This window comes from Rhizobium binxianense (assembly GCF_028994275.1).
GTDB classification, from domain to species: Bacteria; Pseudomonadota; Alphaproteobacteria; order Rhizobiales; family Rhizobiaceae; genus Rhizobium; species Rhizobium binxianense.
Map to the genome: position 1 here is coordinate 1,164,755 of NZ_CP118713.1, position 25,973 is coordinate 1,190,727.

The 25,973-nt window shown below is 61.1% G+C and carries 23 protein-coding genes and 1 tRNA gene; 21 read left to right on the top strand and 3 right to left on the bottom strand.

Annotated features, from left to right (window positions below):
• Window positions 1-298: 298 nt before the first annotated feature.
• The 3 genes from ribH (at window position 299) to PO860_RS05815 (ending at window position 3,577) form a co-directional block, all read left to right on the top strand.
• Window positions 299-754: a 6,7-dimethyl-8-ribityllumazine synthase gene (gene ribH / locus PO860_RS05805; protein WP_183606465.1), complete on the top strand. Its 456-nt coding sequence runs from the start codon at window positions 299-301 to the stop codon at window positions 752-754.
• Between the two features lie 3 nt (window positions 755-757).
• Window positions 758-1,240, top strand: coding sequence for a transcription antitermination factor NusB (gene nusB, locus PO860_RS05810; RefSeq protein ID WP_273884045.1), 483 nt, complete (start codon window positions 758-760; stop codon window positions 1,238-1,240).
• Window positions 1,241-1,438: 198 nt separating this feature from the next.
• On the top strand, window positions 1,439-3,577 hold the full coding sequence (locus PO860_RS05815; RefSeq protein WP_183606467.1) for a sodium-translocating pyrophosphatase: 2,139 nt from the start codon (window positions 1,439-1,441) through the stop codon (window positions 3,575-3,577).
• A gap of 116 nt (window positions 3,578-3,693) precedes the next feature.
• Here the strand turns inward: PO860_RS05815 and PO860_RS05820 are convergent, their stop codons facing one another.
• A complete protein-coding gene (locus tag PO860_RS05820; RefSeq protein WP_273884044.1) occupies window positions 3,694-4,227 on the bottom strand; it encodes an outer membrane protein assembly factor BamE in 534 nt (177 codons plus the stop codon).
• A gap of 188 nt (window positions 4,228-4,415) precedes the next feature.
• Between PO860_RS05820 and PO860_RS05825 the strand changes: the two genes are divergently transcribed.
• The 6 genes from PO860_RS05825 (at window position 4,416) to PO860_RS05850 (ending at window position 8,843) form a co-directional block, all read left to right on the top strand.
• Window positions 4,416-5,006, top strand: coding sequence for a ubiquinol-cytochrome C chaperone family protein (locus PO860_RS05825; protein WP_273884043.1), 591 nt, complete (start codon window positions 4,416-4,418; stop codon window positions 5,004-5,006).
• A gap of 11 nt (window positions 5,007-5,017) precedes the next feature.
• Window positions 5,018-5,572 carry a YceD family protein gene (locus tag PO860_RS05830; protein WP_273884042.1) on the top strand — a complete coding sequence of 185 codons (555 nt, stop codon included), beginning with the start codon at window positions 5,018-5,020 and terminating at the stop codon, window positions 5,570-5,572.
• A gap of 98 nt (window positions 5,573-5,670) precedes the next feature.
• Window positions 5,671-6,717: a phosphate acyltransferase PlsX gene (gene plsX / locus PO860_RS05835; RefSeq protein ID WP_020397442.1), complete on the top strand. Its 1,047-nt coding sequence runs from the start codon at window positions 5,671-5,673 to the stop codon at window positions 6,715-6,717.
• Window positions 6,718-6,737: 20 nt separating this feature from the next.
• Entirely contained in the window at window positions 6,738-7,709 is a 972-nt protein-coding gene (locus PO860_RS05840) for a beta-ketoacyl-ACP synthase III (RefSeq protein WP_273884041.1), read from the top strand.
• Window positions 7,710-7,814: 105 nt separating this feature from the next.
• Window positions 7,815-8,153, top strand: a complete 339-nt coding sequence (locus PO860_RS05845) for an integration host factor subunit alpha (protein WP_183606471.1) — start codon at window positions 7,815-7,817, stop codon at window positions 8,151-8,153.
• A 150-nt stretch (window positions 8,154-8,303) separates the two neighbouring features.
• Entirely contained in the window at window positions 8,304-8,843 is a 540-nt protein-coding gene (locus PO860_RS05850) for a MerR family transcriptional regulator (protein WP_003574025.1), read from the top strand.
• Between the two features lie 69 nt (window positions 8,844-8,912).
• Here PO860_RS05850 and PO860_RS05855 read toward each other — a convergent pair whose 3' ends face one another.
• Window positions 8,913-9,260 carry a response regulator gene (locus PO860_RS05855; protein WP_183606472.1) on the bottom strand — a complete coding sequence of 116 codons (348 nt, stop codon included), beginning with the start codon at window positions 9,258-9,260 and terminating at the stop codon, window positions 8,913-8,915.
• A 254-nt stretch (window positions 9,261-9,514) separates the two neighbouring features.
• Between PO860_RS05855 and PO860_RS05860 the strand changes: the two genes are divergently transcribed.
• A complete protein-coding gene (locus tag PO860_RS05860; protein ID WP_183606473.1) occupies window positions 9,515-11,161 on the top strand; it encodes an ATP-binding protein in 1,647 nt (548 codons plus the stop codon).
• Window positions 11,162-11,196: 35 nt separating this feature from the next.
• Here the strand turns inward: PO860_RS05860 and PO860_RS05865 are convergent, their stop codons facing one another.
• Window positions 11,197-11,511 (bottom strand): DUF1236 domain-containing protein, encoded by a 315-nt coding sequence (locus tag PO860_RS05865; protein WP_183606474.1) that lies wholly within the window; start codon window positions 11,509-11,511, stop codon window positions 11,197-11,199.
• Window positions 11,512-11,835: 324 nt separating this feature from the next.
• On the opposite strand from PO860_RS05865, the gene bcsN reads away from it, so the two are divergent.
• The 11 genes from bcsN to PO860_RS05920 all read left to right on the top strand — a co-directional run bounded on the left by bcsN (window position 11,836) and on the right by PO860_RS05920 (window position 25,967).
• Window positions 11,836-12,816 (top strand): cellulose biosynthesis protein BcsN, encoded by a 981-nt coding sequence (gene bcsN / locus PO860_RS05870; RefSeq protein WP_275038211.1) that lies wholly within the window; start codon window positions 11,836-11,838, stop codon window positions 12,814-12,816.
• Between the two features lie 57 nt (window positions 12,817-12,873).
• Window positions 12,874-15,066: a UDP-forming cellulose synthase catalytic subunit gene (bcsA, locus tag PO860_RS05875; RefSeq protein ID WP_183606674.1), complete on the top strand. Its 2,193-nt coding sequence runs from the start codon at window positions 12,874-12,876 to the stop codon at window positions 15,064-15,066.
• Entirely contained in the window at window positions 15,063-17,525 is a 2,463-nt protein-coding gene (locus tag PO860_RS05880) for a cellulose biosynthesis cyclic di-GMP-binding regulatory protein BcsB (RefSeq protein WP_275038212.1), read from the top strand. Before bcsA ends, PO860_RS05880 begins: the two co-directional genes overlap by 4 nt.
• Entirely contained in the window at window positions 17,522-18,568 is a 1,047-nt protein-coding gene (locus tag PO860_RS05885) for a family 8 glycosyl hydrolase (protein ID WP_273884038.1), read from the top strand. Before PO860_RS05880 ends, PO860_RS05885 begins: the two co-directional genes overlap by 4 nt.
• Window positions 18,565-20,943: a cellulose synthase gene (locus PO860_RS05890; protein WP_275038213.1), complete on the top strand. Its 2,379-nt coding sequence runs from the start codon at window positions 18,565-18,567 to the stop codon at window positions 20,941-20,943. The genes PO860_RS05885 and PO860_RS05890 overlap by 4 nt, the downstream gene beginning before the upstream one ends.
• Window positions 20,944-21,070: 127 nt before the next feature.
• Window positions 21,071-21,739: an HAD family hydrolase gene (locus PO860_RS05895; protein ID WP_275038214.1), complete on the top strand. Its 669-nt coding sequence runs from the start codon at window positions 21,071-21,073 to the stop codon at window positions 21,737-21,739.
• Window positions 21,740-21,836: 97 nt separating this feature from the next.
• A tRNA-Pro gene (locus PO860_RS05900) sits at window positions 21,837-21,913 on the top strand.
• Window positions 21,914-22,384: 471 nt separating this feature from the next.
• Window positions 22,385-22,795, top strand: coding sequence for a hypothetical protein (locus PO860_RS05905; protein WP_275035064.1), 411 nt, complete (start codon window positions 22,385-22,387; stop codon window positions 22,793-22,795).
• A 203-nt stretch (window positions 22,796-22,998) separates the two neighbouring features.
• Window positions 22,999-23,397, top strand: a complete 399-nt coding sequence (locus tag PO860_RS05910) for a hypothetical protein (RefSeq protein ID WP_275038215.1) — start codon at window positions 22,999-23,001, stop codon at window positions 23,395-23,397.
• Between the two features lie 5 nt (window positions 23,398-23,402).
• Window positions 23,403-24,665: a hypothetical protein gene (locus tag PO860_RS05915; protein WP_275038216.1), complete on the top strand. Its 1,263-nt coding sequence runs from the start codon at window positions 23,403-23,405 to the stop codon at window positions 24,663-24,665.
• Between the two features lie 57 nt (window positions 24,666-24,722).
• Window positions 24,723-25,967 carry a hypothetical protein gene (locus PO860_RS05920; protein WP_183606482.1) on the top strand — a complete coding sequence of 415 codons (1,245 nt, stop codon included), beginning with the start codon at window positions 24,723-24,725 and terminating at the stop codon, window positions 25,965-25,967.
• The last annotated feature ends 6 nt before the right edge of the window (window positions 25,968-25,973 follow it).

The window sequence follows — 25,973 nt, forward strand, 5'->3', positions numbered from 1 at the left end:
ATCGTCTGCGTCACGACATGGAATTGGCGTTCTCCTTTTGACGATTCAATAGGTTAAGCCACTGAAAACCCATTAAGAATTGTTCATGAAATCGGCCTTCGAATTGCCGTTTTCCAGGCATCCGGAAAAGCTGGTTTCGGAGGCTTGCCCGGTGACGCGGGCGCAGCGCGGCTATCCCCTTGCGGATATTTCGTCTTCGGCGTTGCGGCATCGGGCGAAAGTGCTTGCCATTCTGATGAAGGCATGTTTTGACCGCGGGCTGCCGAGTGGAAAACGCCCCACAAAACGAAGGTGAACCATGCCGAGAGAGACTGCTCCCCATATTTTGATCGTTGAAGCCCGCTTCTACGACGACATGGCCGACGCCCTGCTCGAAGGCGCGACCTTTGCATTGCAGGAGGCCGGCGCCACCTTCGAGGTGGTCACCGTTCCCGGCGCATTGGAAATTCCGGCGGCGATTGCCATGTCGCTCGATGGAGACGACAATGGCGGCACGCATTATGACGGCTATGTCGCGCTCGGCATGGTCATTCGCGGCGAGACCTATCACTTCGATATCGTGTCGAACGAATCCTCGCGCGCTTTGATGGATCTTGCGGTCAGCGAGTCCCTTGCCATCGGCAACGGCATCCTGACCGTCGAAAACGACGAGCAGGCATGGACGCGCGCGCGCCGCTCGGAAAAGGACAAGGGCGGATTTGCCGCTCGCGCAGCTCTGACCATGATCGAGCTGAAGCAGAAACTGGGTGCATAACGAATGAACGACGACAAGACGGAACGGCCGGTCAAGACTGCGAACCAGCGGGGCGCTGCCCGCCTTGCTGCCGTTCAGGCGCTTTATCAGATGGATGTCGGCGGCACCGGCGTTCTGGAAATCGTCGCCGAATACGAGGCGCACCGTCTTGGCCAGGAACTCGACGGCGCGACCTATCTGAAGGCCGATGCCGCATGGTTCCGTTCGATCGTCTCCGGTGTCGTGCGCGATCAGGTCCGTCTCGATCCGCTGATTGCCGCAGCTCTGCAGGATGATTGGGCCTTGTCGCGTCTCGACAGCACCGTGCGCGCCATCCTGCGCGCCGGCGTCTTCGAAATCACCGACCGCAAGGACGTTCCGGTGGCGGTGATCGTCACCGAATATGTCGAGATCGCCCAGGCCTTCTTCGATGACGACGAGCCGAAGCTCGTCAACGCCGTGCTCGACCGCATCGCCAAGCACGTCCGCGGCGAGGCGAAGAAGTAACTCCTTAGCCGCCAAACAGCCTCCCTAAGTCTTTCTTCGCACTGCAGCGGTTTTCGCCCGTTGCGGTCTTGACGCCACGTGATCGACCACGCAATCTCCGCAACGCTTAGCTGTGGCATTTCTGTGGAGAGGAAAGGCGATTCGGCGGCGTATCTGCCGGAGAAGGAGTGAGCTCCGGCCTATGGAGGAAAGAGCGAAATGACCATCCTTTTATGCGTAATCGCATGCGGTCTGCTCTCGGTGGTCTATGCCGCCTGGGCAACCCGTTCGGTGCTTGCCGCCGATCAGGGCAATAGCCGTATGCAGGAGATCGCGGGCTATATCCGCGAAGGTGCTCAAGCCTATCTGACGCGCCAATACAGAACCATTGCCCTTGTCGGCGTCGTCGTTTTCATCGCAGCCTGGCTGCTTCTTTCCGCCGAGGCCGCCATCGGCTTCCTGATCGGCGCCGTGCTATCAGGTGCTGCCGGCTTTATCGGCATGCATGTCTCCGTCCGCGCCAATGTGCGCACCGCCCAGGCGGCTTCCGCCAGCCTCTCCGCCGGCCTAGACATCGCCTTCAAGTCGGGTGCGATCACCGGCATGCTGGTGGCGGGCCTCGCACTGCTCGGCGTCTCCATCTACTATACCATTTTGACCGTCGGCCTCGGTCATGAGAGCGGCTCGCGCGAAGTCATCGATGCGCTGGTGGCGCTCGGCTTCGGCGCTTCGCTGATTTCGATCTTCGCCCGTCTCGGTGGCGGCATCTTCACCAAAGGCGCCGATGTCGGCGGCGACCTCGTCGGCAAGGTGGAAGCCGGCATTCCCGAGGACGATCCGCGCAACCCGGCAACGATTGCCGATAACGTCGGCGACAATGTCGGCGACTGCGCCGGCATGGCCGCCGACCTCTTCGAAACCTATGCGGTGTCGGTCGTCGCCACCATGGTCCTCGCCGCGATCTTCTTTGCCGGCGCGCCGATCCTCCAGTCTGCGATGGTCTATCCGCTGGCGATCTGCGGCGCCTGCATCATCACCTCAATCATCGGCACCTTCTTCGTCAAGCTCGGTGCGAACGGCTCGATCATGGGCGCTCTTTACAAGGGCCTCATCGTCACCGGCCTGCTGTCGATCGTCGGTCTCGGCGCCGCCACTTCGCTCACCATCGGCTGGGGCTCGATCGGCTCCGTCGGCGGCGCCGATATCTCAGGCACGCACCTCTTCTTCTGCGGCATCATCGGCCTTGTCGTCACCGCGCTGATCGTGGTGATCACCGAATACTATACCGGCACCGGCAAGCGCCCGGTCGTCTCGATCGCCCAGGCCTCGGTCACCGGTCACGGCACCAACGTCATCCAGGGCCTTGCCGTCTCGCTGGAATCGACGGCACTGCCGGCGATCGTCATCGTCGGCGGCATTCTCGCCACCTACCAGCTCGGCGGCCTTTTCGGTACCGGCATTGCGGTCACGGCGATGCTGGGCATTGCCGGGATGATCGTCGCGCTCGACGCCTTCGGGCCGGTGACGGACAATGCCGGCGGTATCGCCGAAATGTCGCATCTGCCGCCGGAGGTGCGCAAATCCACGGATGCGCTCGATGCCGTCGGCAATACGACCAAAGCCGTCACCAAGGGTTATGCCATCGGTTCGGCCGGCCTCGGCGCACTTGTTCTCTTCGCAGCCTACTCCTACGACCTCAAATATTTTGCGGCGAATGGCGACAAATTCCCTTATTTCGCCGGGATAGGCGAAATTTCCTTCGATCTTTCCAACCCGTACGTGGTGGCGGGATTGATCTTCGGCGGGCTCGTTCCCTACCTCTTCGGCGGCATCGCAATGACCGCCGTCGGCCGTGCGGCCGGCGCCATCGTCGAGGAAGTCCGCCGTCAGTTCAAGGAAAAGCCCGGCATCATGCAGGGCACGGAAAAGCCGGATTACGGCAGGGCCGTCGACCTTCTGACCAAGGCCGCCATCCGCGAGATGATCGTGCCGTCGCTGCTGCCGGTGCTGGCGCCTATTGTCGTCTATTTCGGCGTGCTTCTCATCTCCGGCTCCAAGGCCTCGGCCTTTGCCGCCCTCGGCGCATCGCTGCTCGGCGTCATCATCAATGGCCTCTTCGTCGCCATCTCGATGACATCGGGCGGCGGCGCCTGGGACAATGCCAAGAAGAGCTTCGAGGATGGTTTCGTCGACAAGGACGGGGTGCGTCACATGAAGGGTTCGGATGCGCACAAGGCCTCGGTCACCGGCGATACCGTCGGCGATCCCTACAAGGATACCGCCGGCCCCGCCGTCAACCCGGCGATCAAGATCACCAATATCGTGGCGCTTCTGCTGCTCGCGGTTCTCGCTGGTTGATGCATACCGAAAAATTGCGCGGCGGTTGACGACGCGCAATTCGCCACAGCCTCGATCAGCGACCACCAAAAAACCCGCCGGAGCGATCCGGCGGGTTTCGCATGAGGCGTATCCGATCAGCGCAGGCTGCTTGGGTTCTGCGGCGTGCCGCCGGCGCCGCCGCCGAACAGGCTGCGGGCAGCGCTTGCGGCGCTGCCGCCGGAGAGCATCTGTTGCAGGAAGGTGAGTTCCTTGCCGCCGGTCGGCGTGACGCGTCCGATCGTGTCGAACACCTTGCCATCCTGCAGCGTATAGTTGGCGCGGCGGCTGACAACGCTGTCCTTGTCGAAATAGATCGCCAGGACGCTCTGGTCGACGACCTTCAGCTTCTGGAAGGCGACCGCACGTGTGCGCCGCTGCGAGATATAATAGAAGACTTCGCCGTCGAAGGTCGCAGTCGTCGACGGGGTGCCGAGCGAAAGCAGCACCTGATCGCGGCTCGAGCCTTCCGGAACGAGGTTCAGCGACTGCTGGTCGGCGACGTAGCCGCCATTGAGCACGGTGCTGGTCTGGCAACCGGAAAGAGCTGATGTGGAGGCGATTATGAAGGCAATGGCCGCACTGCTGAAGAATTTCACGTCAGACTTGAAATACCGTTTCTTCAACGACATCTACTCCCTTGAGTGTCGATAGCAGCCATTTGGGGCCTTGCACGCTTTACCACCTGCAAAACCATTGTGGCCATTCCGGGTCGGATTTCCCAAATTCGCTTCGTTGACGCATCGAAGGCGTCGTCCCGAAACTGGCCACGATCGGCATTGCAATTCGCGCCTGCTTCGGTAAACCAGCTTTCGAAATCATGCAACAAGGCCAGAGGCCGGCCGGCGTGAAGAATGAGGCATTTCCGGAAAAAACAATGATCTTCGGGCTCTTCCGTAAGAAAAACAACAATCAAGCGATCGTCGACAGGCAATATGCGGCGCTGACGGCGGCCGCGCGCATGCCGGAAATCTATGAGCGGCTCAATGTGCCGGATACGGTCATGGGCCGTTTCGAGATGCTGTCGATCACCATGATTCTGTTTTTTCGCCGCACGCGCAGCTCCGCCACCAGCGGCCAGGAGATCGCCCAGGAGATTGTCGACGCCTTCTTCCAGGATATCGACTATTCGATCCGCGAACTCGGCATCGGCGACAACAGCGTGCCGAAGCGCATGAAGAAGCTCGCCGGCATGTTTTACGGCCGGCTCGAAGCCTATTCGAAGGCGATGGATGCGGGCGACGCCGAAGCGCTTGCTCTTGCCCTCGAGCGCAATATCTACCCCGAAACCGCGGCGCCAGCCGATATGTCCGGCCTTGCCGAATGGATGATGGCTGCGGAATCCCATCTGTCTGCTGTTCCGGAAGAGGCGATCTCCACCGGTTCGGCAACGCTCCCGCCTGTTGCCTGAAGGAGCAAGCAATGAAGAACGATCGGGACGATGTTCCCTTCTCCTATCACGTCAAGGTCGGCCATATCTCAGCCAATCCCGTCGAGGTCCATGTCGAGGCCGACGCCGGCGAACTGAAGGCGCTTGCCGAGACCTGGAATGTCGTCTCCGTCGACGATCTCCGCGCCGATCTGCAGATTGCCCGCTGGAAGCGCGACGGCGTGCGCATCAAGGGCCGCGTTCAGGCGAAGATCGTCCAGTCCTGCGTCGTGACGCTGGAACCGGTCGAATCCGCCATCGACGAGAGCTTCGAGCAGATCTTCGTGCCGGAGGGTTCCAAGCTTGCCCGCCAGGCCGGCAATGACGCCGGCGAGATGCTGCTCGATCCCGACGGTCCTGATCTGCCCGAGACTTTTGTCGGCGATACGATCGACGCCGGTGAGGTGGTTGCCGAATTCGCCGCTCTCGCGATCGATCCCTATCCGCGCAAGGAGGGGATTGAGTTCGACGGCCATATCGAGGATAGCGGCGAGGACGACAAAAAGCCCTCGGCTTTCGCAGCCCTCAAGGACTGGAAAAAGGACTGAAGCTCCTCTGGCATTTGACACAATTCAGTTGTAAGCGACGCCAAAACCGGTATTTTGGCCGAAATTTCGCCCTCGGCGAAAAGAAGGATCAGGGACGCGTGATCAGAATATCTCTCGACCTCATGGGTGGCGACTTTGGTCCCCAAGTTGTCATCCCCGGCGCCGCCAAGGCGCTGGATCGGCATCCGGATATTTCCTTCGTTCTCTATGGTCTCAAGGAACAGTGCGATCCGGTTCTCGCCAAGTTTCCGAAACTCAAGGAAAAATCGCTCTTTCACGATTGCGAGCTTGCCGTCGCCATGGATGAGAAGCCGAGCCAGGCGCTGCGCCGTGGCCGCTATATCTCCACCATGTGGCGCTCGATCGAGGCGGTGAAGACGGGTGACGCCGATGTCGCGGTCTCGGCTGGCAATACCGGCGCACTGATGGCGATGGCGAAGTTCTGTCTGCGCACCATGGCCAATATCGAGCGTCCGGCGATTGCCGCGATCTGGCCGACGCTGAAGGGTGAGAGCATCGTGCTCGATGTTGGCGCGACGATCGGCGCCGACGCGCAGCAACTGATGGATTTTGCCCTGATGGGCGGCGCCATGGCGCGTGCGCTTTTCGAGGTCGAACGGCCGACGGTCGGTCTTCTGAACGTCGGCGTCGAGGAGATGAAGGGCCAAGAGGAGGTCAAGGAGGCCGGCCGGCTGTTGCGCGAGGCGAACATCGATTCGCTCGAATATTCCGGCTTCGTCGAGGGCAACGACCTTGGCAAGGGCACGGTCGATGTCGTCGTCACCGAAGGATTTTCCGGCAATATCGCGCTGAAGACCGCCGAAGGCACCGCCAAGCAGATCGGCGAATATCTGCGTGCCGCCATGTCGCGCACGCTGCTGGCCCGCATCGGCTACCTCTTCGCCAAAAGCGCCTTCGACATGCTTCGCGAGAAGCTCGATCCGAGCAAGGTCAATGGCGGCGTGTTTCTCGGTCTGAACGGCATCGTCATCAAGAGCCATGGCGGGGCGAATGCCGAAGGCATCGCCGCGGCCATTGAAGTCGGTTACGACATGGCCAAGAACGGCCTCAATCAGAAAATAGAAAACGATCTTAAGAAATATCACGCCAAGCGGCTGCCCCCGATGGGCCCGGAAGCGGCATGAGCGATGGGGTTCAATCAAAGATGATCCGTTCAGTGGTTCGCGGGTTCGGAGCCGCGCTTCCGAAGCGCGTGATGACCAATCGTGACATGGAGGCCATCGTCGACACATCCGACGAATGGATCGTCCAGCGCACCGGCATCCGCCAGCGTTATGTCGCAGGTGATGACGAAACGACGGCCTCGCTCGGCGAGGCCGCTGCGCGAGCGGCCCTTGCCAATGGGGGCCTGACGCCAGCCGATATCGATCTCATCATCTGTGCCACCTCGACGCCTGACAACACCTTTCCGGCAACCTCGGTCAATATTCAGAGCCGCCTCGGCATGAGCCACGGCTTCGCCTTCGACGTCCAGGCCGTCTGCACCGGTTTCGTCTATGCGGTCACAACGGCCGATGCCTATATCCGCGGCGGGCTTGCCAAGCGCGTTCTCGTGATCGGCGCCGAAACCTTTTCGCGCATTCTCGACTGGAACGACCGCACCACCTGCGTGCTTTTCGGCGACGGCGCCGGCGCGATCGTGCTCGAAGCAACCGAGGGCGAGGGCACTGTTGCCGATCGCGGCGTGCTGACCGCGCATCTGCGCTCGGACGGCTCGCACAAGGAAAAACTGTATGTCGATGGCGGACCGTCGACGACGGGCACCGTCGGCAAGCTGCGCATGGAAGGCCGCGAGGTCTTCAAATATGCCGTCGGCATGATCACCGACGTCATTCAGGCGGCTTTCGATGCGACCGGCACCACCGCCGATGACCTCGACTGGCTGGTGCCGCACCAGGCCAATCGACGTATCATCGACGGTTCGGCGAAGAAGCTGAATATCGATGCGGCGAAAGTCGTCATCACAGTCGATCTGCACGGCAACACGTCGGCGGCCTCGATCCCGCTTGCGCTCGCGACCGCTGCCGGCGACGGCCGCATCAAGAAGGGCGACCTGGTGATGCTCGAAGCGATGGGCGGCGGTTTTACCTGGGGCGCCGTTCTGCTGCGCTGGTAGGCGTAAATCCTGAAAAACTGGCGGCGAACAAGAGCTTGACCGTGACGCGCAAGACAAATACTCTTTGCGCGATTTCACAAAATATTTGAAATGGGCGGGGAAATCATGACCGGAAAAACAGTGACGCGCGCAGACCTGGCGGAATCCGTTTTCCGAAAGGTCGGGCTTTCCCGGACCGAATCCGCGGAACTGGTCGAAACCGTCATCGACGAAGTGTGTAACGCCATCGTGCGTGGTGAAACCGTCAAGCTTTCCTCCTTCGCTACCTTCCAGGTGCGCGACAAGAACGAGCGGATCGGCCGCAACCCGAAGACCGGCGAGGAGGTTCCGATTTCCCCCCGCCGGGTCATGACCTTCAAGGCGTCGAACGTGTTGAAGACGCGCATCCTCAAGGCGCATGTCGCTCGCAAGGTCAAGCAGAAGCCGCAGAATCCGGCCTCCTGAGCATCGGCTTCCCGTTTCTAAATGGCGTTTTTTTGCTCCGGCACTGTCCATCGTTGTGCGCAACGTCGAGACATGACTTGAATTGTCGACGCCAAACCGTTGAAATATGATGAGTCGCCGTTGGATCGAGCCGCGAGGTCGCGTAGCAGTATGACGTTGGACAAGAGCCCCGATGCCTTTCGCACCATCAGCGAAGTCGCAGACGATCTTGATCTGCCGCAGCATGTGCTGCGCTTCTGGGAGACGCGGTTTCCGCAGATAAAGCCGATGAAGCGCGGCGGCGGCCGTCGTTATTACCGGCCCGAGGATGTCGATCTCCTTAAGGGCATCCGGCATTTGCTCTATGATCACGGCTATACGATCAAGGGTGTGCAGAAGCTTCTGAAAACCAACGGCAACAAGTTCGTCATATCGGTCGGCCACGGCGATCTCGCCAGCGTCGAGGCGCTTGCGTCGGGCGTGCAGGAGGCGAGTGCCGGGGAACCGCGCGTCGGCATGGCTGACGAAGACCAGATCGTCGGCCGCGCCAAGCCGCCGATCACCCGCCGGTTCTTCAATTTCGTCGCGGGAGAAGACGAACAGGAAGTCTCGATCGGCAAGTCGAGCGTCGGCAAGGAAGACAGGGCATTGCTGCAGGAGGCGCTTTACGACCTGCTGGAATGCAAGCGTCTGCTCGATCAGGTGCGTTGAGCAAAGAGCATGATGCCGAAAAGTGTGAGCGGTTTTCGGATGACATCATGCTCTAACTTTTAATCGAACTCAGGCTTCGGTAAGCCGCTTCATCGCCTGTTCGAGTTCGCTGAGCTGGAAGGGTTTTTGCAGCACGGGCAATGTGCTTGGGCTGCTGCCGTCCGGGGCGGTGCCATATCCTGTCGCGTAGATATAAGGTTTTCCGCGTTCATCGAGCAGTTTTGCGACCGGCAGCGAACTCTGCCCTGCGAGCGATACGTCGAGAATGGCAGCGTCGAATTCCGTGTCTCTGGCGGTCGCCAGCGCCCGTTCCAGGTCGGGCGCGCTGGCGCAGACCCGGTAGCCGAGATCAGCGAGCATGTCCTCGAGCAGCATGGCAATCAGCGCGTCGTCTTCGACGATGAATATGTCTTTCATGATCCCCGTTCACCCATTCCCCTTGCCAGGCATGGCGATTTATGTGGACTGCTTGCGCTGCTCGTCAAGACGTCGTCCCGGGCAATGCAAGAAACAGCATATTGCCGGGTGAAATTCGATGTGTAAAAGCTGGGATGCCGTCTTCGCAACGGCTCCTGCATAATTCCCGACTCGGAAGGAATTATGCAGCAGTTCAAAGTGTTACGGCGTCCTTTGCGCATCCGAGCGCGCGGCGCGGTATGAAGGGGTCTGGAATGGATTTGCTGAGTGCCACGGATTGGCTGCGTCAAAGGCCAGCTTATACCTATCCGCTGGCCGTTGCCTTCGTTGGCCTGACGTTTCTTTTCAGGCTTGCCGCCAGCGATTATCTCTCCGGCTTTCCCTTTCTGAGCTTCCTTCCGGCAATATTGCTGGCGAGTTTCATCGGCGGCGCGGGGCCTGGCCTTGTCGCCGCGGTGCTTGCCGCTTTCATTGTCCAGCAGTTTTTCGTCGAGCCGCATGATGTCTTCTGGCCGATGAACGCCGGCCAATGGGTTGGTCTGTCGACCTATGTGATCAATGCAGCGATCATCATCGGCCTGATGGAGATGATCATCATCGCACATGGCCGGCAGAGCCGCCTTCGCGGTGAGCTCAACAGCTTCAACACGCGCCTCGAACAGACGGTGGTCCAGCGCACCGCCGAACTGAGGCACGAGATGGAAGAGAATGCCGCCGCTCAGGCGCAGATACGCCAGTTGCAGAAGATGGAGACGATCGGCCAGCTCACCGGCGGCGTCGCTCATGATTTCAACAATATGTTGGCGATCATCATCGGCAACCTCGACCTCGCCCAACGGCGCCTGACCGGAAGCGAGGATCCCCGCCTGCTGCACTCCATCCAGAATGCCAAGGACGGCGCGCAGCGGGCCGCGGTGTTGACCGCGCGCCTTCTCGCCTTCTCGCGCCAGCAGCCGCTCGCCCCTGAAGTGATCGACCTCAACAAGCTGGTCGGCGGCATGTCGGAGCTGCTGCGACGTACGCTCGGCGAGCAGATCCGGATCGAGACCGTGCTGGCCGGCGGCCTCTGGCCGAGCTTTGCCGATCTGAGCCAGCTCGAGAATGCCATCCTGAATCTTGCCGTCAACGCCCGCGACGCCATGCCGGGCGGCGGTCATCTGACGATCGAGACCGCCAATACCGAACTCGACGAGCGATATTCGCGCATGCATTCCGAGGTCGAGGCCGGCCAATATGTGATGGTCAGCATGACCGATACCGGCACCGGCATGTCGCCCGACGTGATCGACCGCGCCTTCGACCCGTTCTACACCACCAAGGGCCCCGGCAAAGGCACCGGTCTCGGCCTCAGCCAAGTTTACGGCTACATCAAGCAGAGCGGCGGCCACATCAAGATTTATTCAGAGATCGACAGAGGCACGACGGTGAAGATCTATCTTCCCCGTCATGTCGGCGCGACGGACGCCCGTTTGAGCGCCGCCGGCGCCCAGCCGCTTCCTCAGGGCAGCGTCAACGATACGATCCTGGTGGTGGAGGACGATGAGAACGTCCGCATCATGACCGCCGAAAGCTTGCATGAACTGGGTTACACCGTCTTGCAGGCGGCCAGCGGCATGGAGGCGCTTCTGATCCTGGAAGAAAATCGGGAAGTCGACCTGATCTTCACCGATATCGTCATGCCGCAAATGAGCGGGCGCCAGCTTGCCGATATCGTCCAGGAAAAATGGCCGGCGATCCGGATCCTTTACACGACGGGCTACACCCGCAATGCCATCGTCCACAATGGTGTGCTCGATCACGGCGTTTCGCTGCTGGCCAAGCCCTTCAGCTTGGAGCAGCTGGCGCACAAGATCCGCGAACTGCTGAACGTACCGGCGAGAATGGAAGATGAGCGGACGTGAAGCATTGGGCTGCACGTCCACAGTTCAAGATCACACTATTCCAGGACTTGGATCACGCGATGCGTCTTCGGTTCGACGATGACGCGCCGTTCATTGACGACGGTATAACCGTAGCCGTCGATATTGGGTACGGTATGCACTTCGACGGTATCGGGCAGCGTCGCGCCGACCGCGATATCGCCCTCATAAACGACGGACGGTGTCTGTTGCTCCATCACATAGGTCCGCACCTCGCCGGGCAATACGACGGAGCCGGTCGCTGCGGGATCGGTGACGATGACGGTGCTCTGCGCGAAGGCGGCGGAGCTGATGGTCAGCATGGCGGCCGCGGCCAGCATGATCTTGCGCATGGGATGTTCTCCTTCTTCAACTTGAGACTTCAGGGCAACGCCGGCCGTGCGGCATAGTTCCCTGGGGCTTTCGTCGGGCCGAAGACACGCGCAATGAGAGCGGCTCGAGTGTTGCTAAACTGATTTATGCATCATACGGTTGAGCTGTCCGAATAACGTTCAGTGTGATTCCGTCCGGTGACATCAACGGCCGATTCTTTACCCTTCGTTAACCATGCTGGCGGCTTATGTCGGATGAACGGCCGGGTGGTCGTTGATTCTAAGGTCCGTCGCGTTTCGGTTGGCGGATGGATATCTGGAAAGACGAATGCGGCGGCTCGAGACATGGGTTTGCGGAAGACGATATCGCTGATGGCCGTGGTGGGCATGATGGCCGGCTGCACGTCGACAGGCGGTGTGCGCCAGCCTTCCGGGCCGGAAACCGTGGCGCCTGAAAAGGCGCTGGTCCTGCCGCCGCCGGGCGGCCTGTCGATCGTCAGCGTCGTCGAGCACAAGCGTGGCAACGGCGTCGAGCAGACGGTATCGCTCTTTACCTCATCCTCCGTGCCCGGTCAGAATTTTCTGAAGGTCCAGTTCTTCGGCGCTTCCGGGGCCAATCCCGGGGCGGGCGATGCGGGCTTCAGCATGATCAACGAGAGCGGCATTGCCCGAGAGGTGGCTCGTTCGGCCCCCGGCGTGCCGATGGCGACCTCGGCGACCTTCCTGCAGAACGCTTACGGCCCGTTCGGTTACGCCTCCGGCCGTAGCCGTGCCGGCGACAGCTGCATCTATGCCTGGCAGCAGATCCGCTCGAGCGCCGCCGCCAACAGCCAGGCGCGCAATTTCGGCATGATCCAGCTACGCCTGCGTCTCTGCGACGCCAGGGCGAACGAGCGCCAGCTGCTCGGCATCGTCTACGGCTATACCATCACCGGCACCTTCGACGGCGCGATCTGGAATCCCTACAGCAATCCGCCGCCCGCCGATGCCGCACTCGGACGCACCGGTGCGCCGGTCTATCCCGACGAGGGCGGCTATCGCGCCAGCGCGATGCCGATCGGCTATGAGCCAGCGCCTGCCATTGTCAGCCGGCCGCGGGCAGTTGCGGTTCGCAACGCTCCGGCGCCGCAACCGGCTGCGGGCGCGGCATCGTTGCCGGCCCCCATCGGTCCGCGCGTACCGCTGCCGGGCGAGGCGCCGCAGACGAGCGTGAAGCCCGCTGCAGCAGCCGAGCGGGTCGAACAATCCGCAAGGGCCATCGGTGTCACCGTGCCGTCGCCGGACTGCATAGGCGACACGGCCATGACGGCCGCCTGCCGCAGATAGTGAGCATGTCTGGGGCGCCGGAAGGTGCCCTGATTGAGCAATTTCGAGGGAACGACGATGCGCAAAGCCCGCAGTGTCTTCATATGGGCCGTGGTTTCGCTCTGCATGATCGTGCTGATCACGCTGCCGGTTAACTTGCAGACCCAGCTCATCACCAGCATCACTGTCGTGACGGTGATGGCGCTGATCAAGATATTGAAAGGCGAGGGAACCTGGCGCCTGGTGGCGCTCGCCTTCGGCACGTCGATCGTGCTGCGCTATGTCTATTGGCGCACCACCAATACTCTGCCGCCTCTGAACCAGCCTGAGAATTTCATTCCGGGCCTGCTGCTCTACCTCGCCGAAATGTATAGCGTTGCGATGCTGGCGCTCAGCCTCTTCATCGTCGCCACGCCGCTGCCGCCGCGGCCTTCACGTGCCGCCAATCCCGGGCGTTTACCTCATGTCGATGTCTTCGTGCCGTCCTACAACGAGGATGCCGGCCTTCTCGGAAATACACTGGCTGCCGCCAAGGCCATGGATTATCCGGCCGACAAGCTGCATGTCTGGCTGCTCGACGACGGCGGCACCTTGCAGAAGCGCAATTCCGGCAAGCTGCTCGAAGCCCAGGCGGCAGCCGCCCGCCATCTCGAGCTGAAGCAACTCTGCCAGGACCTCGACGTTGGTTACCTCACGCGCGACCGCAACGAGCACGCCAAGGCCGGCAATCTCAACAACGGCATGAAACACTCGACCGGCGAACTCATCGCCGTCTTCGATGCCGACCACGCACCTGCCCGCGATTTCCTGCTCGAGACCGTCGGTTACTTCGAAGATGACCCGAAGCTTTTCCTCGTCCAGACGCCGCACTTCTTCATCAATCCCGATCCGCTGGAGCGCAACCTGCGCACCTTCGACAAGATGCCGAGCGAGAACGAAATGTTCTACGGCATCATCCAGCGCGGCCTCGACAAATGGAACGCCGCCTTCTTCTGCGGCTCGGCAGCGGTTTTGAGCCGCAAGGCGCTCGAATCCCAGAATGGCTTTTCCGGCATCAGCATCACCGAGGATTGCGAGACGGCGCTGGCGCTGCATGGCAGCGGCTGGAACAGCATCTATGTCGACAAGCCGCTGATCGCCGGCCTGCAGCCGGCCACTTTCGCAAGCTTCATCGGCCAGCGCAGCCGCTGGGCGCAGGGCATGATGCAGATCCTGCGCTTCCGCTTCCCGCTGCTGAAGCGCGGCCTGTCGATCCCGCAGCGCCTCTGCTACATGTCCTCCACGCTGTTCTGGCTCTTCCCGTTCCCGCGCACGATCTTCCTGTTTGCGCCGCTCTTCTATCTGTTCTTCGACCTGGAAATCTTCACCGCCTCCGGCGGCGAGTTCCTTGCCTATACGCTGGCCTATATGCTGGTGAACCTGATGATGCAGAACTACCTCTACGGGTCGTTCCGCTGGCCCTGGATTTCCGAGCTCTACGAATATGTCCAGACCGTGCATCTGCTGCCGGCTGTCGTCTCCGTCATGCTCAATCCGCGCAAGCCGACCTTCAAGGTCACCGCCAAGGACGAATCGATCGCCGTCAGCCGCCTGTCGGAGATCAGCCGTCCGTTCTTCGTCATCTTCGCGGTGCAGATCATCGCGCTCGTCATTACCATCTACAGGATCTACGCCGAGCCCTATAAGGCCGACGTCACGCTCGTCGTCGGCGGCTGGAACCTCATCAACCTGATCATGGCCGGCTGCGCGCTCGGCGTCGTCTCGGAGCGCGGCGAACGCGCCTTGTCGCGGCGCGTCCGCGTCAACCGGCGCTGTGAATTCGGCGCCAACGGCAAGTGGTACGCGGCCTCGATCGAAGACGTCTCGGTTCATGGCGCCAGGCTTCACATCTTCAACAAGCAGCTCGACGAGATGCTGGTCGGCGCCGTCGGCGAAATGCGCTTCCGGCCCTATAGCGGCGCCGATCTGGAAACCCTGCCGCTCATCGTCCGCAATATCGAGCCATCGGGCGACATCTCCAATGTCGGCTGCCAATACGTGCCGAAAAGCGCGCTCGACCATCGCCTGATCGCCGACCTGATGTTTGCCAATTCCGACCAGTGGACCGAGTTCCAGGCCGCGCGTCGCCGCAATCCGGGCCTGATCCGCGGCACGATCTGGTTCCTCGGCCTGTCGCTCTACCAGACCAGCCGTGGCCTCATTTATTTCTTCCGCAGCATGCGGCCGGAGCGGGAAGCCCAGCAGCGGGCGGCAAAGGTCAACGCCGGATGAGAAGGATCGTCGCTGCCTCGCTTCTCCTGCTGAATGCCTCCGCCTTCGCCCAGGCGCAGACGGCGCCCTTCGATATGTCCGGCGAGCGGCCGCCCGGTGCCTCCGTGACCCCGAGATTGACGCCGCCCACGCCACCGGCAGCACCGGCGCCGGCTCCCGTCACGCCTCCGGTTTCCGTCATACCCGCACCTGCAACTCCGGCCGCTCCTGCTCCCGCGCCCGTTCCTCCGGCGATCGCCGTCCAGCCGCAGCCGACGGCACCCGCGCTCCAGCCAGCCGCGGCGGCAAATACCGCTGCGCCGCCGCACGCCGGCGATGTCCGCCGCTATCTCGTGCCCTTTTCGAAACTGGGTCTCGGCGGCGAATATGATCGCCGGTCATGGTCGGTCTATCTGACGCCGGAACAGGCGGCGGCCAAGGCAAGCTTCACCTTCGCCTACCAGAATGCGATCGTCGTCGCGCCCGAGGCCTCGTCGCTTACCGTCTATCTCAACAACCGCCCGATCGGCCAGCAACGCGTCGGATCGCCGGATGGCCCGTCGGCCGTCACCTTCGCGGTGCCGCCCGGTCTGCTGCAGCCCGGCGCCAATCTCGTCACCTTTGAAGCCGCCCAGCGCCACCGGACCGATTGCAGCATCCAGTCCACCTATGAATTGTGGTCGAATATCGATCCGGCCGGAACCTATCTGAGTTTCGCCGGCACCGACACCGCACTGCTGGCGGGCGCCGATGCGATCCGCGCCATCGGCGTCGACGGCGCCGGCAAGACCGAGTTCGACATCGTTGTCCCGGCGCTGGAGCAGCCGGGAACCACCAGGCCGCTGCTTCGGCTGGCGCAGGGCCTGTCGGTGCTGAGCAGCATGCCGAACCAGATCTTTGCCTTCAGCACCAATTCGCTTCCGGCTGCCGGGCCCGGAAAGCTCAGCGTGCTCGTTGGTACCGCGGCGGAGCTGCGGCCGCTCTTTCCCGGCCTGCCGCCCGGCGCCGAAAGCGCAGCACTCGCCGCTTTCGTCACCGATCCGCGCAGCGGCTCGCCGGTGCTTCTGATCAGCGGGCCCTCCTGGCCGGCGGTCTCCTCGGCGATCGATACCATCGTCTCGCCGACGGACAGGTCGTCGGATGTCCGCCGCGACGTGCTGACCACAGAGCGCTGGAGCGCGCCGAACGCGCCGCTGGTCTTTTCCGATACGAACATCGCTTTGTCGCAGCTCGGCGTGAAGACCACCGAATTCTCCGGCCGGCGGTTGCGGACCAGCTTCAATATCGCCGTGCCGGCTGACTTTTATGCCAATGCCTATGGCGAGGCGAAGGTGCTGCTCGACGCGGCCTATACCGATAACGTGCTGCCCGGTAGCCACATCGATATCTACGTCAACGACAATATTGCCTCCACCGTGCCGATCACCACGACGTCAGGCGGCATTCTCCGCCATCTGACGATCCGGGTGACGATGCGCCACTTCAAGCCGGGTCTTAACACGGTGGCGATCGAGGCGATCCTGATGACCAAGGACGATGCGGCTTGCGCGCCGGGCGCAACCGCCGGCGCGACACCGCGCTTTGCCCTGTTCGATACTTCTGAGCTGCATATTCCGGATTTCGCCCGCGTCGGTCAGCGTCCGAATTTGGCCGCCATGGCCGGCACCGCCTATCCCTATGGACGGGCCACGGAGCCGACGCCGCTCTTCATCGACCGCATCGACGCCGACACGCTTTCGGCCGCCGCAACCCTGCTTGGCCAGATGGCGATCACCGCCGGCCATCCGATCGCCGTCGAAACCGTCGCCTCGCCGAATATGATCGGCGATCGCGATGCCATCTTCATCGGCTCCATCTCGCAGATGCCGGCAACGGCGCTGTCGCAGACCAATATCGCCACGGCGAGCCAGGCCTCCTGGCGTCCCGTGACGGATGCGCAGGCGGCTGTCGTCGATACCGGTACGGCTTTCGAGGAGTGGAATTCCAAGGTCAGCGGCGGTGTGTTGCGCAGTCGGATCACGGCTTTCCGCGAGTGGGTGTCGCGTAATTTCGATATCTCCCGCAGTTCGCTGCAGTTCGTGCCCGGCGCCGAGGAGATCTTTACGCCGCCCAACGCCGCCACGCTGCTGGTTGCCCAGGGCTCCAGCCCTGCGGGAACGGGCTCATGGACGGTGGTGGCGGCGCCGTCGGCGAAGGATCTGCGTGAAGGGCTCGAGGTTCTGACCGCGCAGCTGAACTGGCCGCAGATATCGGGCCACATCACCACCTATTCGGGCAAGACCGGCAAGATCGAGGCGGTGCCCGTCACCCGTTTCGATTTCGTGCCGTCCATGCCCTGGTCGATCGCCAACTACCGCCTGATCGCCGCCAACTGGCTGTCGACGAACATCCTCTCCTATGCCTTCCTGCTGGTCGTCTTCGTGCTTTTGATCGGGGTCACCACATCGACGATGCTCAAAAGGCTGGGCCGGTCGAAATGAGGCGGTTGCGCGCACTCCTGCTGGCGGCAACGGTCGCGTTTGCCCCGACGGGCGAGCCCGCCGTCGCGCAGCAGGCGATGATCAATGCCGCTGCATGGTCGGCCTACAAGGCGAAGTTTCTCGATGCGACCGGCCGCATCGTCGATAACGGCAACGGCAATATCAGCCACAGCGAAGGGCAGGGCTATGGTCTGCTGCTCGCCTATCTCGCAGCAAGCCCGGCTGATTTCGAGCAGATCTGGTATTTTACCCGCACCGAGCTGCTGCTGCGCGACGATGGCCTGGCCGTTTGGAAATGGGATCCGAACGTCAGGCCGCACGTCGCCGATACCAACAATGCCACCGATGGCGACATGTTGATCGCTTATGCGCTGGCGCTTGCCGGCACGGCGTGGAAACGCGACGACTATATCCTCGCCGCCTCCCGCATGGCGCAGGCTCTGCTTGCCGAAACTGTCGCCAGCTCGGAGGGCCGCACCTTGCTGTTGCCGGGAACCGAAGGTTTTACGGGCAGCGACCGTGATGACGGTCCCGTCGTCAACCCGTCCTACTGGATTTACGAGGCGATCCCGGTCATGTCGGCGCTCGCTCCGTCGGATGCCTGGAAAAAACTCTCGGCTGACGGCGTGGAGCTGTTGAACAGGATGCAGTTCGGCCCGCGCAAGCTTCCTGCCGAATGGGTGAGCCTGCGTGATAAGCCGCGGCCGGCAAAGGGGTTCGACGCCGAATTCTCATATAACGCCATCCGCATCCCGCTCTATCTCGCGCGCGGCGGCATCACCGACAAGGCGCTGCTCGTCCGCCTGCAAAAGGGGATGTCGCAAGACGGCGTTCCCGCCACCATCGATCTGACCACCGGCCGGCCGAAGACCGTCCTGTCGGACCCCGGTTATCGAATTGTTAACGATGTTGTGGCCTGTGTTGTCGACGGGACCAAGCTGCCGAGCTCGGCCCTGCAATTTGCGCCCGCGCTCTATTATCCGTCCACGCTTCAACTGCTGGGGCTGGCTTATATCGGGGAGAAGCATCCGGAGTGTCTGTGAAGTCTTCTCTCGTGGCGGTTTCAGCAGCAGTGGTGGTGGCGAGCCTGGTTACCGGGCTGAAGGACCGTGCCGCTCTGCAGGAAAGGTTCGGCCTGGCGTCTGCCGGCAAGCCGGCGCCGGAGCTGATGATGATGGGCCGCATCAAGCCGACCGAGGCTGCCGGCAATGCCGAATTCAATGCGCAGCTCGTCGCCGACAAGATCGAGGCGATCACCTCCTCGCCGCCAGCATCACCGGATACATCAGATCCGAATGCCGCAGCACAGCAGCCTGCAACGCCGCCATCTGCCACGCCGCCATCTGCGCCCCAGACGGCGGCGCCAGCGGCACCGGTTACGCCTCCGATCGTGTCCGAGCCGCCGGCACCGCAGCAGGCCGCCGCCCCGCCGCCGCCTGCCGTCGATGAAAGCGCGCTTCGTTATTTCGCCAGCCGCGGCGACAAGGTGCGTTTGCAGGCCGAAATCTCCCGCCTTCAGGCGCTCTATCCGAATTGGGTTCCGCCGGCCGATCCGCTCGCCGTGCCGCAAAACGGCGACAAACAGCTCGAGGCCATGTGGCAGCTCTATTCCGATGGCCGTTATGCCGAGCTGCGCAAGGCGATCGCCGACCGCCAGGCAGCGGATGCCAGATGGCAGCCGCCGGCCGATCTGCTCGACCGGCTCGACGTCGCCGAGGCCCGCGCCCGCCTCATCAACGCTTCCGACCTCAAGCAATATGCGACCGTGGTCGATATCGCCGCCGCCACGCCGAGCCTGCTCACCTGCAGCGAGGTCGACGTTCTCTGGCGTGTCGCCGAAGCCTTCATCCAGACGGAGAGGGTGCAGCGCGGCCAGGACGCCTATAGCTATATCCTGAAGAACTGCGCCAATCCGGCCGAACGGCAGGCGACGGTCGAGAAGGCCTCGACGCTGCTTTCCTATCAGCCGATGCAGGCGCTGCTCGCGCTGGACAAGCCTGCCGCAGACGGCAGCAGGGAATTCGATGCGATCCGCGACAACCTCGCCCGACGCTTCATGGCCGAAGGCAACGACGATCCGAATCTCGCCATCGCGCCCGAGTATGTCGCCCGCCTCGAAAAGCTCGCCGGCACTGAGGGTCTTGCCTCGGATGCGCTGCTGCTCGGCTGGTATCAGCTTCGCCGCAACAACGATGCCGAGGCCGAAAAATGGTTCCGCGCCGCCCGCGTCAAGCAGGATACGGCGGCCGCTTCACAGGGGCTGGCGCTGGCGTTGATCGCCCGCAAGGCGCCTGAGGAGGCCGAGGACGTGATGTTCCGCTGGCGTGCCGATTCCGATGATGCGAGCGCCACCTATCTCGCCGCCACGGCCAATCTGATGGCGCTGCAGCCGCCCGCCGATCTCGCCGAAGATGTGCTGCATCGCATCGCCTCCGAGGTCATCGCCCGCAAATATGTGCCGACGGCGCAGCAGTTCGGCTGGTATGCCCGCTCCCTCAACCAGTTTCAGACCGCCGCACGTTGGTTCGAGACCGCGCTTGCCTGGAAACCCGATGACGAACCCTCCGCCTATGGTCTTGTCGTCACCCGCGAGCAGTTGAACGACCGCAAGGCCGTGCTCGCCATCCAGCGCGCCTGGGCCGGCCGGTCGACCCGCATCACCAATCTTGAAGACACTGCTTCGCTGAACCCCAACGGCGCCCCTCTGCAGCCGGAGAAGGGCGCGATCGCCCCGCAGCAGTCGGTTCAGCCGGCGCAGCCGCCGCAAGCTCCCGCCGCCACGGTTGAGCCGCGGGCTGAGCGCCCCACTGCGCTGCAGCTGGGGCCGGATGCGGCCGTCCGCACGGCAAGGCCGGGGATGCAGACGGTGACCGTCCAGCGCGGTCCGCGCCAGACACGCGGCTGCTCGACGACCATCGATGCGGGGCAGCTTGAGCCGGCCGACGCGCTGTCGCGTGGCTGGTGCCTGATGGATATCAACCGGCCGATGGAAGCGATTTCCGCCTTCGAGGCGGCACTGCAGAGCCCGGTCCGCAAGGTCCGAGAAGACGCAGCCTATGGCCAGAGCCTTGCTTATCTCCGCGCCGGCCTTTCCGGCAATGCCGCCGTCGCCGCCACCAAGGCGCCGCAAAACCGCCAGCGCGCCGCCGAGCTTCAGGTGGCGATCCTCGCCGACCGGGCGCTTTCGGCCTTCGACGCCGGGCGTTATCGCGAAACTCTCATCTATCTCGATCAGCGCGCCCAGCTGCAGCAGGAACCTATCGACCTGATGGTCCTGCGCGGCTACAGCTACTTCAATCTGAAAATGTACGGTGATGCGACCCGTATCTTCGAAGCCGCAGCCGCCACCGGCAATCGCGATGCCACCCGCGGTCTTGCCGATGTTCGTAAGGTCACCCATCCCGACGTCAACGACTAGCGTTGACGTCGACGTCAACGACTAGCGTTGACGCCGCCGTCGCCCTCCGCTACTCGCCTGTGTAGCTCAAAATGCTCCGGCGTCTTTTGCCTGTCTTAAAAGACGCGCGGCCCGCAAGGAAACATCTGTGCCCGCTCTCCATGATATTCTCGACAAGTCCTACGACGCCTTCCTCTTCGATATGGACGGAACGCTGCTGAATTCCATCGCCGTCGTCGAACGCGTCTGGAGCGATTGGGCAAGACGCCACGGTTTCGAACCGGAGGTCTTCCTGAAGACGATCCACGGCATCCGCGCTTCCGACGTTATCCGCGGGCTCGGCCTGCCAGGCGTCGATCCGGCCCATGAGGCGGACCTGCTGCTCGCCGAGGAGATGGAGGATGTCTCGGGCATCGTCGAAATCCCCGGCGCCATCCGCTTCCTCTCCGCCATTGCCGACGGCAAATGGGCAATCGTCACTTCGGCGCCGATCGAGCTCGCCAGGCGCCGCATGGCTGCCGCCGGCATCCCGATGCCCAAGGTCATCGTCAGCGGCGGGGAGGTCAAATCAGGCAAGCCCAGCCCCGAAGGTTATCTGCTCGGCGCAAGCCGCCTCGGCGTCGATCCCTCGAAATGCCTGGTCTTCGAAGATGCCGTCGCCGGCATCCTCGCCGGCGAGGCCGCCGGCGCCGATGTCACCGTCATCACTGAAACTCACGCCACCCCCTTCGAAACACCGCATTTTTCGATCGCCAACTACCATGCATGGCAGCCCGGCCAGACCGCCGAAGGCCGGCTGAAGCTCGCTGCGATCTGAACATTCCCGCAAACCGCCTCTTTTTGTCGGAGGCAAGGTTTTTCCGCTTGCATTGCACGCGCTGAAAAACTAAACGAAGCAAGCCGTTTCGGCAGGTCGGGGCGTAGCGCAGCCCGGTAGCGCACTTGACTGGGGGTCAAGGGGTCGCTGGTTCGAGTCCAGTCGCCCCGACCATTTATCCCCTTGAAATCCCAGTCAAAAATGATGAATTGGCCGGAAGGCCACTAGCAAAATTAGAACTAAAGCATATAAAATGCTAATCTCGTAACGAAAATCCCCGGATAATCCTCTTATCGTTATGGGTGCCCAATCAAGTCTCGTTGGGGACATGAGCCCGCTTGGGAACATATCGGAAGCATCGTCCGGGGAAGTGTCTATGGAATGCAGCATCCACAATTGTGGGGTAGGTTCTGCGGCACCGACATTGCAGTGAGTTTCTCGCAGTTATATTTAGCCTATTGTAGGCGGGAAGGCTTTCTAGCCGGAAGGTGAGATGGCGGTCCTGTCCAGATCTATAGTTAAGCCATCTAATGAGTGCGTACCCGGCGAGTTGGTACACCTCGGAATTCTCCGGTTAGGAGTGACGTCGCAGCAATAAATGCTCCCGACGAAAGAAGGCCGCCCTGCAGATCAAGGACGATCGCCATGGCTAATTTTTACTATGTGTATTTAAAAAAGCGCGATGACGCTGAGATCAAGAAAGCTTTTGGCAAGGCCCTTGATTGGTATCGGATAGATACTACTACCTATTTCCTCTATTCCACGAGCGTCGCAGAAAAGCTGTATTCGCGCTTTTCGCCCTTCGTACTCGATGAGCGAGGTAAGGAAGGGAACATTTTATTTGCAATTGATGTGAAAGAGCGGCCAGGGTGGGAGTGGCTGAAAAAGATCAATGCCCATTGTTATCGTAGCTTCTCCGTCCGCACCAGTTACGACGTCAACCGCGCACTAGATGTTTCCCTGTTGGCCGTCGCTCGTGAGTGCTCTCGACCAGATGCATTGATTTCTCATGCGAAAAGCTTCCCTTTTCCGAGCCCCATCTTTGCAAGAGCATAAACGCAGGTTGTATCGAAATGATCAACTTGTAGTTATCGCAACCACAGTATATTATGTTCACGTGGGTCGATGAATACGTTAGCAATTCTGCAGTGGCTCGCTGCGTGGTGAGGCGGAGCTTGGTTTGTAAGTAAAGGAATTCCACTATTTTGAGGGGGCGATGGATGTTGCGTGCCTGTAGCGTTTTTCTTTTTGGATATTTGATGGGCGTGACCGCCGCCGCCGCACAAACGACTTGCGTCGACGGAGGATCACCTTCCTGGAAGGGTTTGAATCTTATTCAAACGGATTGCCAAAACTGGAAGGACGGCTACGTACCACCGTCCGGACAAATCTACGTGGCCCTGCAATTCCATTTCGTTCTCAAAAGCAAACCGGTCGGGTCAGCGGAGAGCAGGAGCGTTCTTGACGCGCTTAAAAGTCTGGTCACCAAGGACGACGCACAAGAGATCGCGCTCTCGGTTCTGCCGAAAATCGGCAACTATGACTCGGTTGAAACCCCAATCTATACCTACGTCGCGAGCAAGCCGGAGCGGACCTTTGGAACATCTGGCCAATTCGAATTCACGACGCCTATATACGATATGATCAACAACCGCTGAGTTTCGTGCTCAAGGCGCGCGCGACAAGCAAGGCCGATCACGACATCAAGGGATTGATAGATCGTGTACAGCCGATTATCGCGACGGCATCGCCGAACGCCTGGTTAGTGTCCGAAGCGGCTAAGCCGGCGCTCAACGCTGTCGCGGATGTCACTGACACGGTGCTCGATGCCTACTACAATTCCGACGAGTCAACGACCGCCAGCTTTTCACTTGGCGACGAGGCCGCCGACGGCGTGGTCAAGCGCGTACTCACATTGAAATCGGGGCAGGGTGACGCAGACATCGGAAGCCTGACCGTGTCGCTCAAAATGCGAAGGTCGATCATTGCCGGCAATTCGATATCGTCCGACAGGAGCCCAAAGGATTTGGTCGTTGACTACTCGACGGTCGGCGGGATCCTTGGATACCAACTCCCGGCGATCGGTGACAAGAAGAATACCATTCTGGGGAGCTTCGCTTCCGACGATGGCGACCTGAAGATCCTCTCTGCGGTCGCATATGAAAAGACGGCGACGACGGGGCTTTCTGATGCCTGCAGGCAATTGCGGACAATCGGGCTCAACACGTTCGGATTCAACGATATCGACACCGCCAGGATGATCTACGAACTTCTTTCGAGCGGTGAAAAGTCAGTCGCCTACACCGAAGAATCATCGGTGTGCTTCAGTAAGAGCGACTGGCAGAGAATCTCGATACATCATATCTTCGAACCGCTGGTCAACCAAACCGTACCGACGAAAGACCGCATTGAGTATTTCGCGACAGGTCTTCGTCGGGGAATGACGACAATGACGATCTATCAGGACCAGCTCGAGGACGAGATGGAGCAGGTCGAGGACATGACGGGCGACAACCTCCTTCCGTCCTGTACGGGTTACAACGTAGCGAAAAGCGATCTGATCACCTGCCTGGATACATTCCATCTCAACCGCTACCAGATCGAAACATCGGACGAGTCACCAGTCCAGATCCTGGTTAGCCGTCGCTCTCAGGTTGGCGAGGTAGCCAACGCCGACACGCGCTCCGGTGTGGAAGTGGCGGCGGTGGGAACGCCGGTTTCGGCATCCACGACAACCAAACTGGATTATGTCTATCGGGTTTCCCTGTTCTACAGCGACACGCAGAAGATCCGACGGATTAAGTTCGAGAAAGCCACACGTGCCAGTGTCGGCGACGATGTCACCGATAAGCTTTCATATCCTTGCTGGGTTAAAGGCAAGGGGCAGCCGCTTACTTGCCCGGACTTGATACCTCCGCCCTCCTGACGCGCTCTAGCCATTAACTGCTAATATCGCGTTCGAACTTGGGATTGTGGGGGTCTCATGCGTTTCAAACTGCTTGCTGTTCTTCTTTGCTGCTCGTTTGTTGTCTCCGCATGCACGCAGGGCGTGGTTGATACATACGGCGGGGGCATCGGTACTGAGCTTTCCTATACTACTATGGGGCAGCGCAGCGCCGCCGAGGACAATTACGTGGCGTTCATATGCCGGCAATCTGGCTCAGCGCCAGGTATCTGTTCAGTTGATTGGCAAGGCTTTACGCTTGCCGGGATGAACGACATCGACGCACGTTGCGACGGTTACCTGGCGTGGCTCGACAACCGCCGCCGCACAAATGGTCCCATACAAAAGCAAATCGCGGATACCGCCACCACAACAGCCACGATAATGGCAGCCACGGGTGCTACTGGAGCTGCCATAGGGATCGTCGCTGCAGCCTTCGGATTTGCGCGAAATAGCTTTGACAACACTCAATCTCGGCTCCTGATGGAAGTGAACCACTCGACGGTCCAGACGATCGTGCTGTCGAATCAGGAGCGTTTCCGGAAGGAGTTTGCACTTGTTCGCGTCGAGAACCGTCCGACTGCAATCTACGTGCTGCGTCAATATCTGCGCCTTTGCATGCCCTATACGATCGAGAACCAGATCAATACGACGATCACCACTTACCAGCTTGGCGGCACGCGAGCCCTGGAAAGCGCAGAAAAAACGCCGCTGATCGATCTGGCGTTTCTGCGGCGGGAGTCGCTCAAACCCGAGAGGGCGGTCTATCGGCCGCCGAACCCTCCCATCGATAATAACGCAAAGTACGAGCTGGTATCGACGAAGGCGAGCCTGCGTTCGACGAAGCTCATCCAGAGCGCACTGACCGCGATTTGCGCTTCCCCAGAGGAGGTCGACAATCCCACGCCGCACACCGTCGTGCTCGTCAAAGTGTTGCAGCAGTATAGGAAGATCAGGAAATCCATTCCAGGCAAAGTCCTCGACGGCAAGATGGACGATGGCGATTTAGCCGAGGTTGCCGACCAGCCACCTTGCTCACTTTCAACGGCTCAAAATTTCTATGAACAGAAAGCCTACCCGTCTGGGATCATGAGCGCGAGCAACAGTCTGATCGAACTCCTCAATGCACGCCTTGCAGTGGCGGACCGACTGCCGGCCGGAGCCGACGAGCAGACGATCCGCGCCGGCATCGCGAAGGTGCGCGCCGATCCGAGCCTGAGTCTTGAACTCAATGATCCGGCGCTATCCAAACAATTGACTGCAGAACTCATCGATAAACTTTAAGGGGGC

Excerpts from the sequence above, each read along its gene's own strand:
- PO860_RS05815 (WP_183606467.1), top strand. The coding sequence starts at position 1,439 with ATGACCATCCTTTTATGCGTAATCGCATGCGGTCTGCTCTCGGTGGTC.
- bcsN (WP_275038211.1), top strand. The coding sequence starts at position 11,836 with ATGGGTTTGCGGAAGACGATATCGCTGATGGCCGTGGTGGGCATGATG.
- PO860_RS05880 (WP_275038212.1), top strand. The coding sequence starts at position 15,063 with ATGAGAAGGATCGTCGCTGCCTCGCTTCTCCTGCTGAATGCCTCCGCC.
- PO860_RS05830 (WP_273884042.1), top strand. The coding sequence starts at position 5,018 with ATGAAGAACGATCGGGACGATGTTCCCTTCTCCTATCACGTCAAGGTC.
- bcsA (WP_183606674.1), top strand. The coding sequence starts at position 12,874 with ATGCGCAAAGCCCGCAGTGTCTTCATATGGGCCGTGGTTTCGCTCTGC.
- PO860_RS05905 (WP_275035064.1), top strand. The coding sequence starts at position 22,385 with ATGGCTAATTTTTACTATGTGTATTTAAAAAAGCGCGATGACGCTGAG.
- PO860_RS05920 (WP_183606482.1), top strand. The coding sequence starts at position 24,723 with ATGCGTTTCAAACTGCTTGCTGTTCTTCTTTGCTGCTCGTTTGTTGTC.
- PO860_RS05910 (WP_275038215.1), top strand. The coding sequence starts at position 22,999 with ATGGGCGTGACCGCCGCCGCCGCACAAACGACTTGCGTCGACGGAGGA.
- ribH (WP_183606465.1), top strand. The coding sequence starts at position 299 with ATGCCGAGAGAGACTGCTCCCCATATTTTGATCGTTGAAGCCCGCTTC.
- PO860_RS05885 (WP_273884038.1), top strand. The coding sequence starts at position 17,522 with ATGAGGCGGTTGCGCGCACTCCTGCTGGCGGCAACGGTCGCGTTTGCC.
- nusB (WP_273884045.1), top strand. The coding sequence starts at position 758 with ATGAACGACGACAAGACGGAACGGCCGGTCAAGACTGCGAACCAGCGG.
- PO860_RS05860 (WP_183606473.1), top strand. The coding sequence starts at position 9,515 with ATGGATTTGCTGAGTGCCACGGATTGGCTGCGTCAAAGGCCAGCTTAT.
- PO860_RS05825 (WP_273884043.1), top strand. The coding sequence starts at position 4,416 with ATGCAACAAGGCCAGAGGCCGGCCGGCGTGAAGAATGAGGCATTTCCG.
- PO860_RS05855 (WP_183606472.1), bottom strand. The coding sequence starts at position 9,260 with ATGAAAGACATATTCATCGTCGAAGACGACGCGCTGATTGCCATGCTG.
- PO860_RS05845 (WP_183606471.1), top strand. The coding sequence starts at position 7,815 with ATGACCGGAAAAACAGTGACGCGCGCAGACCTGGCGGAATCCGTTTTC.
- PO860_RS05850 (WP_003574025.1), top strand. The coding sequence starts at position 8,304 with ATGACGTTGGACAAGAGCCCCGATGCCTTTCGCACCATCAGCGAAGTC.
- PO860_RS05865 (WP_183606474.1), bottom strand. The coding sequence starts at position 11,511 with ATGCGCAAGATCATGCTGGCCGCGGCCGCCATGCTGACCATCAGCTCC.
- PO860_RS05840 (WP_273884041.1), top strand. The coding sequence starts at position 6,738 with ATGATCCGTTCAGTGGTTCGCGGGTTCGGAGCCGCGCTTCCGAAGCGC.
- PO860_RS05820 (WP_273884044.1), bottom strand. The coding sequence starts at position 4,227 with ATGTCGTTGAAGAAACGGTATTTCAAGTCTGACGTGAAATTCTTCAGC.